Genomic DNA, 8176 nt, shown 5'->3' with positions numbered 1-8176 from the left:
TCCGTCGCGAGTGCCTGGCCGGGGAGGACCCCGGCCAGAGTTGCGGCGAGAGCCATCCCGCCGAGAAGGCGGCCGGCGGGGATGCGAGGTGCCATCGGTCGGACCTGTCCGTTCCGTCGTGGGCGTGCGATATCAGCCCTGTGACGCGGTGGGGACGGCCCGGCGTTGCAGTTGTGAGCGCCATCACCTCACGACAGGACGGCCGGGTTTGACAGCCCGCCGACGGCTTGGGGATCCTGGCAGGGCAATCGCGTAGTCGGGGTCGAGAGGCGCTGCGACGGACTCTGGTCCGCCACGCTCGACCACCTGGCCGTTGCATGGTCGTAAGGGCGCCTGCACCTCGCAACGAGGAGGCAGGACGTGGAATCCCACGTGGAGGATGCTCAGCGTCCGCCGTCGCTCTTCCCGTGTGCGCTCAACCCGGCGGTCGGCCGCGAGCCGCGGCGACCGTCGACCCATCATCGTCCGTGCCCCGGCGCCGAGTAGCGATGCCGGCCGGACAGCCCCAGCAAGGAGGCGTTACCACCCCATGACCGCCACTGCCGACACCACGGCCGGACCCCAAAGTCGGCTGCAGACCCGCAACGGCATCGACTTCGCCGTCGCCGATCTGGGCCTGGCCGAGTTCGGCCGCAAGGAGATCCGCCTGGCCCAGCACGAGATGCCGGGCCTCATGGAGCTGCGCCGCGAGTACGCCGAGGCGCGCCCCCTGCACGGCGCCCGGATCGCCGGTTCGCTGCACATGACGGTGCAGACCGCCGTGCTGATCGAGACCCTGGTCAGCCTCGGCGCCGAGGTGCGCTGGGTGAGCTGCAACATCTTCTCCACCCAGGACCACGCGGCCGCCGCCACCGTTCTCGGCCCGAACGGCACCCCCGAGGAGCCGCAGGGCGTCCCCGTGTTCGCCTGGAAGGGCGAGACGCTGGAGGAGTACTGGTGGTGCACCGAGCAGCTGTTCAAGTTCACCGATGAGCAGGGCAACATCGTCGGCCCGAACATGATCCTCGACGACGGCGGCGACGCCACCCTGCTCGTGCACAAGGGCGTCGAGTACGAGAAGACCGGCGTGGTGCCCACCGTCGAGGACGAGGACCTCACCGTCTCCGACGAGTACCGGATCATCCTCGACACCCTGCGCCGCTCGCTCGGCGAGGACCCGCAGCGCTGGACCACGGTCGCCTCCGACATCCGCGGCGTCACCGAGGAGACCACCACCGGGGTGCACCGGCTCTACCAGCTCGCCGAGCAGGGCCTGCTGCTGTTCCCGGCGATCAACGTCAACGACTCGGTCACCAAGAGCAAGTTCGACAACACCTACGGCATCCGCCACTCGCTGATCGACGGCCTGAACCGCGCCACCGACGTGCTGATCGGCGGCAAGGTCGCGCTGGTCTGCGGCTTCGGTGACGTGGGCAAGGGCTCGGCCGCCGCGCTCGCGGGCCAGGGCGCGCGTGTGATCGTGTCCGAGGTCGACCCGATCTGCGCGCTGCAGGCCCTGCTCCAGGGCTACCAGGTGGCCCGCCTCGAGGACGTGGTCGACCAGGCCGACATCATCGTCACCACCACGGGCAACAAGGACATCGTCACCGTCGAGGCGATGGCCCGGATGAAGCACCAGGCGATCGTCGCCAACGTCGGACACTTCGACAACGAGATCGACGTCGCGGGCCTCGGCCGGTACCCGGGGATCCGCAGGCTCAACATCAAGCCGCAGGTCGACGAGTGGGTGTTCCCCGACGGCCACTCGATCATCCTGCTCTCCGAGGGCAGGCTGATGAACCTGGGCAACGCCACCGGCCACCCGTCGTTCGTGATGAGCAACAGCTTCTCGAACCAGGTGATCGCTCAGGTCGAGCTGTTCACCAAGTACGAGGAGTACAACAAGGACGTCTACCGGCTGCCCAAGCACCTGGACGAGAAGGTAGCCAAGATCCACGTGCTCGCGCTGGGCGGCGAGCTGACCAAGCTCACCAAGGACCAGGCCGAGTACATCGGCGTCGACGTGGAGGGCCCCTTCAAGCCGGAGCACTACCGCTACTGACCGGCGGCTCCACCTCGGGTTCAGGAAAGCCACTTTGCTGCCCTCAGCGTTCCGGAAAGTGGCTTTCCTGAACCTCCGCCTCCGGGCCACGGGCGCCTACTCTGGTGGGGTGGTGCTCCCCCGCGGCGATGGTGACGGTTGGACGCATTGCGCTCTCGGCCACCGCCACTGGGGGCTGTTCGGCGCGGCCGGGCTGCTGCTGTGGCACGGCGACCACATCCTCCTGCAGCACCGCGCGCTGTGGAGCCACCACGGCGGCACGTGGGGCCTGCTGGGCGGCGCCCGCAACCGGGGAGAGACGCCTGAGCAGGCAGCCCAGCGCGAGGCGGCCGAGGAGGCGGGCCTCCCGTCCGACGCCTACAGCGTCACCGGCTGCTACCTCGACGACCACGGCGGCTGGTCGTACACCACGGTCGTCGCCCAGGCGCGCGCTGCCGTCGACCTCACCGCGCTCACCGGCGAGACCATCGAGATGCGCTGGGTGCCAGCCGACCGCCTCGGGGAGCTGCCCCTGCACCCCGGCTTCGCCGCCACCTGGGACGTGGTGCGGGCCATCGCCTGACGCGCTGCGCCGCCCGGTGGAGGTGTCGCATTAGGGTGCCCCGCGTGGGTCGGTTGATCGTGCTCGAGGGACTGGACGGCGCAGGCAAGCGCACGCTGTCGGACGCCCTGTGCGCGGAGCTGGCCACCCGGGGTGCGGGTGTCGCCCGGTTCGCGTTCCCCCGGTACGAGGCCGACGTGCACGCTCAGCTGGTGCGCGACGCGCTGTACGGCAGGCTCGGCGACCTGGCCGACTCCGTGCACGGGATGGCGCTGCTGTTCGCGCTCGACCGCAGGGCCGCCGCCGCGCAGCTGCGGGAGGCCGTGGCGACGCACGACGTGGTGCTCGTCGACCGGTACGTCGCGTCCAACGCCGCCTACGGCGCCGCGCGGCTGCACCAGGACGCAGGCGGGGAGTTCGTCGCGTGGATCCGGGAGCTGGAGCTGGAGCGGTTCGGGATTCCGGCGCCCGATCGTCAGCTGCTGCTCGCGGTGCCCGAGGCCGTCGCCGTCGAACGGGTCGTGCACCGGGAGCGCACCGAGGCTGGCCGGGAACGCGACGCCTACGAGTCGGACGGCGCGTTGCAGACCCGCACCGCGCAGGTGTACTCGCAGCTCGCGGAAGCCTCGTGGTTGTCGCTGTGGACCGTGGTCGACGGCTCCGCCCCCCTCGCTCCCGAGGGGCTCGCCGCACAGCTGCTCGACTAGCGGACTTCCCGGCGCCCCAGTGAGACCGCGGCGCGCGGTCGTGCGCTGCGCACCTCCTCCGCGGCCAGACGCTCGGCGTCCAGCTTCGCGATCTCCGGCCGTGGGCGACTACCCATATCGGATCGCGGATCGCAAGTTTGTGCTCGAGCAGACGACGATCCTCGCCCCGGCCATCAGCATCTTCTTCTGATGCGGGGAACGCCCATGACCGGCGCCGAGGCCGGATGGGTCCGGGTCTGCTCGGTCGCCGAGCTCCGCGCGGGCGAGGGAATCCTCGTCCGGACCACCCCGCCGATCGCCCTCTTCCGGTGCGGTGACCGCATCCACTGCATCGACGACACCTGTACGCACGAGGACTACTCCCTCGCCGAGGGCTGGGTCGAGAACGGTCAGGTCGAGTGCCCGCTGCACCTCGCACGTTTCGACCTGGTCACCGGCGCCGTGCTGAGCCCGCCGGCCACCCGTCCGGTCCGGGTGCACGAGGTGCGGGTGGAAGACGGCGACGTCCTCGTGCACCTCCCGCCGGAGTACGAGATCGCCGTCGGGAGGGCCGCCGATCACGAGTAGGCTGCCGCTCCGGCGACCCGGCCGCCGGGGCGGCGGTCCTGAACCCGAGCCGCCACCTGGCATCCGGCAGCCCGCATGAACGGGTTGAAGGCGGCAGCCGGACCACGTGGTGGGATGCTTCCCACATGAAGTCGCGCGTTCTGGTGGTCGATGACGACCCGGCGTTGGCCGAGATGCTGACGATCGTGCTGCGGGGCGAGGGGTTCGACACCGCAGTCGTCGCCGACGGCACCCGTGCGTTGCCTGCCGTCCGTGAGCTGCGGCCCGACGTCGTCCTGCTGGACCTGATGTTGCCCGGCATGAACGGCATCGACGTCTGCCGCGCCATCCGTTCCGAGTCGGGTGTGCCGATCGTCATGCTCACGGCCAAGAGCGACACGGTCGACATCGTGCTCGGGCTGGAGTCCGGCGCGGACGACTACGTGGTCAAGCCGTTCAAGCCCAAGGAGCTCGTGGCCCGGATCCGGGCGAGGGTGCGCCGCACCGAGGCCGAGCCCGCCGAGCAGCTCGCGATCGGCGACGTCACGATCGACGTGCCGGCCCACCAGGTCGAGCGGGCCGGGGAGCAGATCGCCCTCACCCCGCTGGAGTTCGACCTGCTCGTCGCGCTGGCCCGCAAGCCGCGCCAGGTGTTCACCCGTGAGGTCCTGCTCGAGCAGGTGTGGGGCTACCGCCACGCGGCCGACACCCGGTTGGTCAACGTCCACGTGCAGCGGCTCCGGTCCAAGGTGGAGCGCGACCCGGAGCACCCCGAGGTCGTGCTGACGGTGCGCGGCGTGGGATACAAGGCCGGCCCCCCATGATCGTCAAGGCCGGCGCGTCGGCATGACCGCCACCCCGCTCACCGACCGCGCCCGCCGCGCCGCCGCCCAGGCGCGCCAGTTCGCGGCGGAGCTGGCGGAGGCGTGGGGGGCCGTGTGGCGCCGGTCGCTGCACCTGCGGGTCGTGATCAGCACGCTGGCCCTCTCCACGGCGGTCCTCGTCGTGCTCGGCTTCGTCCTGCAGACCCAGATCGCGCTCCAGGTGCTGCAGGGCAAGGAGGCCGACACGCTCGCGCGAACGGAGGCCGGTGCCGTGCTCCTCGAGCGCGACCTGTCCGGCGTCGACCCGAGCCGGGACGGCGCCCAGGGCGACCTCAACAACGCGCTCGACCGGCTGACCAACGCGAGCGTCGCCGACGAGCCGTCGTCCACCGGCGCGGGGGAGTTCCGGGCGGTGCTCACCACCCCGCGCGGCGACAGCGGTCCCGGGGTGGGGGCGGGCCCCGTCGAGGACGTCCCGCCGGACCTGCGGGACGCCGTCGCCGCCGGCACGCTCTCCAGCAAGTACGTGACGCTCACCGAGCAGGGCGTCGACATCCCGACGCTGATCGTCGGGCAGCCGGTGCGCACCGCCAACGGCGACCTCGAGTTCTACCTGCTGTTCCCTCTGGTGGCCGAGCAGCGCACCCTCGGGCTGGTGCAGAGCACGCTGATCGTCGGCGGCCTCGTCCTCCTGCTGCTGCTCGCCGGGATCGCCGGGCTGGTCACGCGGCAGGTCGTGCGGCCGGTGAGGCAGGCGGCCGAGATCGCCGAACGGTTCGCCGACGGGCACCTGGACGAGCGGATGCCCGTGCACGGCGAGGACGACGTGGCGCGGCTCGGGGAGTCGTACAACGAGATGGCCAGCAGCATCCAGAGCCAGATCCGCCAGCTCGAGGAGTTCGGCGCACTGCAGCGCCGGTTCACCTCCGACGTCAGCCACGAGCTGCGCACACCGCTCACCACTGTCCGCATGGCGGCCGACGTGCTCTACGCCTCCCGGGAGCAGCTGCTGCCCGCGCTGCGGCGCAGCTCCGAACTGCTCGTCGCCGAGCTCGACCGGTTCGAGGCGCTGCTCGCCGACCTCCTCGAGATCAGCAGGCTCGACGCGGGCGTGGCCGACCTGGGCGCCGAGCGGGTGGACATGCACGGCGTCGTGTCGCGGGCCGTCGAGGCCGTGCGCGGGTTCGCCGACGAGAGCGGCACCCCGCTCGAGCTGCAGCTCCCCACCGGCGCGTACGCGGAGGTCGACCCGCGCCGCGTGGAGCGGATCGTGCGCAACCTCGTGGCCAACGCGATCGACCACGGCGAGGGCCGCCCGGTGCACGTCGAGCTGGCCTACGACGAGACGGTGGTCGCCGTGCTGGTGCGCGACCACGGCGTCGGGCTGCGTCCGGGGGAGGCCGAGCTGGTGTTCAACCGGTTCTGGCGCGCGGAGGAGTCGCGGGCCCGGCGCAGCGGCGGCAGCGGGCTCGGACTGGCGATCGCCATCGAGGACGCGCGGCTGCACGGCGGATGGCTGCAGGCGTGGGGTGCGATCGGTCAGGGCGCCGCGTTCCGGCTGACGCTGCCGCGCACCATCGGCGACCCCGTGGAGTCCAGCCCGTTGCCGCTCGGACCCGAGCCCGGTGTCCCGGTGGAGGGCATCGGATCGTCGGTGCCCACGCCCCCGCGGGGGCGGCCGATCACGGTCGTGCCGTCCTGGTCGGATGCCGACGTCCCCGACCACCACGCCAGCACACCGTGATCCGCCGCCGGTTCCTCCCCACGGTCGCCCTGTTCCTGGCCCTCACGGGGGTGGCGGGCTGCGCGAGCCTGCCGGAGACCTCACCCGTGCAGGTCCTGCGGCAGGTCGGCGACGGTGAGGGCAACACCCCGCCACCGGGTCCGGTCGAGGGCAGCAACCCGCTGGACCTGGTCCGCGACTTCGTCTTCGCCTCCGGCAGCAGCGCCGCCGAGCACGGCTCCGCGCGCCGCTTCCTGGCCGCCGACGCCGTGGAATGGGACGACGCGGCCACCGTCACCGTCCTCGACGGCCAGTTCGACACCGTGCCCGCCCCCGGTGCGCAGGACGCCAGCACGGGCACCACCACGATCAGGATCCGCGGCACGGCCGTCGGACGGCTCTCGTCGGCCGGGGCCTTCGAACCGGACCAGGCCACGTTCCAGGAGGACATCACCGTCGTGCGCCGCGACGGGCAGTGGCGCATCTCGAACGTGCCTGCGGGTGTCGTCGTCCCGCTGTCGATCTTCCGGGACAACTACAAGCAGGTGCGCACCTGGTTCGTCGACCCGGTGCGCCGGCTCGCGGTGGCTGACCCGCGCTACGTGCCCAGCGTGCCGTCGAAGGCGCAGCCGGCCAGAGCGCTGGAGCTGCTGCTCGCTGGTCCCTCCGGCGCCTTGCTGGGAGCGGCGGTGTCCCAGTTCCCGCCAGGGGCCCAGCTGCGGTCCAACGCCGCCGTGGGCCCGGACGGCGCGCTCATCGTCGACCTCACCGGTGTGGGCGACCTCGACGAGCCCGCGCGCCAGCTGATGGCCGCCCAGGTGGTGCTGACGCTGGCCGAGGTGAACGTGGCCCGGGTGCGGCTGCTGGTGGACGGCGAACCGCTGCTGCCGGGCCGGCCCGAGCTGACCCGCGAGGACGTCGCGGCACTGTCCGCCGAGGTACAGCCCGGAGCGGACGTGCCCGGCCTCGTCGTCGCGGGCGGCCGGGTCCGGCAGCTCACCGGACCCGAGCCCAGCGCGCCGCTCCCCGGTCCGGTCGGCAACGGCGCCTACTACGTCGAGTCCGCGGCCTCCACGGGCGACGGGCGCCGGCTCGCCGCCGTCGCCCGGCAGGGCTCCCGGCGCATCCTGCTCGTCGGCAGCGGAGCCGAGGGCTCGGTCTCGCCCGTGGCGCTGGACGCCACCACGATGACCAGACCGACGTGGACGCCGACGGGCGGCGAGGTCTGGACGGTCCTCAACGGCACGGTCGTCGCCAGGGTGCTCGTGGACGGCACGGCGCCTGCGCGGACCGGCCAGGTGAACGCGGACCAGCTGTCCGCGCTCGGCCCGATCCGGGACCTGCGCCTCTCCCGCGACGGCATGCGGGTGGTGGCCGTGGTGGGCGGGGCGCTGTACACCGGCGCGGTGGCCCGCAGCATCGACGGCGAGGTCGCCATCCGCAACATCAACCGGCTGCGCCCCGACGACCTCGGCGAGGTCGTGGCAGCCGACTGGCGGTCGGCCGAGTCGATCGTCGCCGTCACGCGCGGCACCGAGATGCTGGTCGGCCAGGTCTCGGTCGACGGGCTGAACGTGCAGCAGGTGCTCGGCAACAACCTCACGCCCCCGCTCACCGCCATCGCGGCCGCCTCCAACCGCCCCATGCTCGTCACCGACCAGACCGGGGTCTGGAGCTTCGCGGGTGGCGACCAGGCCGCCTGGAAGCAGGTGCTGGGCGGAGCCCCCGACGCGGTCCCCCTCTACCCGGGCTGACCCAGCGCCGCCCACCCCCCGCGAGTCGCCCGTTCCGAAC

The 8176-nt window shown here is 72.3% G+C and carries 7 protein-coding genes; all 7 read left to right on the top strand.

The window, feature by feature from the left end:
- The first annotated feature begins 529 nt into the window (after nt 1-529).
- The 7 genes from ahcY to HF577_RS35515 all read left to right on the top strand — a co-directional run bounded on the left by ahcY (nt 530) and on the right by HF577_RS35515 (nt 8136).
- Nucleotides 530-2041: an adenosylhomocysteinase gene (gene ahcY, locus HF577_RS35545; protein ID WP_169400394.1), complete on the top strand. Its 1512-nt coding sequence runs from the start codon at nt 530-532 to the stop codon at nt 2039-2041.
- 58 nt (nt 2042-2099) lie between these two features.
- Nucleotides 2100-2603, top strand: coding sequence for an NUDIX domain-containing protein (locus tag HF577_RS35540; RefSeq protein WP_312859596.1), 504 nt, complete (start codon nt 2100-2102; stop codon nt 2601-2603).
- Between the two features lie 44 nt (nt 2604-2647).
- Nucleotides 2648-3289, top strand: coding sequence for a dTMP kinase (locus HF577_RS35535; protein ID WP_169400393.1), 642 nt, complete (start codon nt 2648-2650; stop codon nt 3287-3289).
- Nucleotides 3290-3493: 204 nt separating this feature from the next.
- Entirely contained in the window at nt 3494-3856 is a 363-nt protein-coding gene (locus HF577_RS35530; RefSeq protein ID WP_169400392.1) for a bifunctional 3-phenylpropionate/cinnamic acid dioxygenase ferredoxin subunit, read from the top strand.
- 125 nt (nt 3857-3981) lie between these two features.
- Nucleotides 3982-4659, top strand: a complete 678-nt coding sequence (gene mtrA, locus HF577_RS35525; RefSeq protein WP_169400391.1) for an MtrAB system response regulator MtrA — start codon at nt 3982-3984, stop codon at nt 4657-4659.
- 22 nt (nt 4660-4681) lie between these two features.
- Complete coding sequence (gene mtrB, locus HF577_RS35520) at nt 4682-6403, top strand: MtrAB system histidine kinase MtrB (RefSeq protein WP_169400390.1); 1722 nt, start codon at nt 4682-4684, stop codon at nt 6401-6403.
- Nucleotides 6400-8136, top strand: coding sequence for an LpqB family beta-propeller domain-containing protein (locus HF577_RS35515; protein ID WP_169400389.1), 1737 nt, complete (start codon nt 6400-6402; stop codon nt 8134-8136). The genes mtrB and HF577_RS35515 overlap by 4 nt, the downstream gene beginning before the upstream one ends.
- The last annotated feature ends 40 nt before the right edge of the window (nt 8137-8176 follow it).

It is taken from the genome of Pseudonocardia xinjiangensis (assembly GCF_012911925.1).
Lineage (GTDB): Bacteria > Actinomycetota > Actinomycetes > Mycobacteriales > Pseudonocardiaceae > Pseudonocardia > Pseudonocardia xinjiangensis.
The sequence above is the reverse complement of the archived record's forward strand: the minus strand, read 5'-3'. Positions and strand labels throughout refer to the sequence as shown.

Bases quoted from the DNA above. Each gene is read 5' to 3' on its own strand.
- mtrA (WP_169400391.1), top strand. From the start codon at position 3,982: ATGAAGTCGCGCGTTCTGGTGGTCGATGACGACCCGGCGTTGGCCGAG.
- HF577_RS35530 (WP_169400392.1), top strand. From the start codon at position 3,494: ATGACCGGCGCCGAGGCCGGATGGGTCCGGGTCTGCTCGGTCGCCGAG.
- ahcY (WP_169400394.1), top strand. From the start codon at position 530: ATGACCGCCACTGCCGACACCACGGCCGGACCCCAAAGTCGGCTGCAG.
- mtrB (WP_169400390.1), top strand. From the start codon at position 4,682: ATGACCGCCACCCCGCTCACCGACCGCGCCCGCCGCGCCGCCGCCCAG.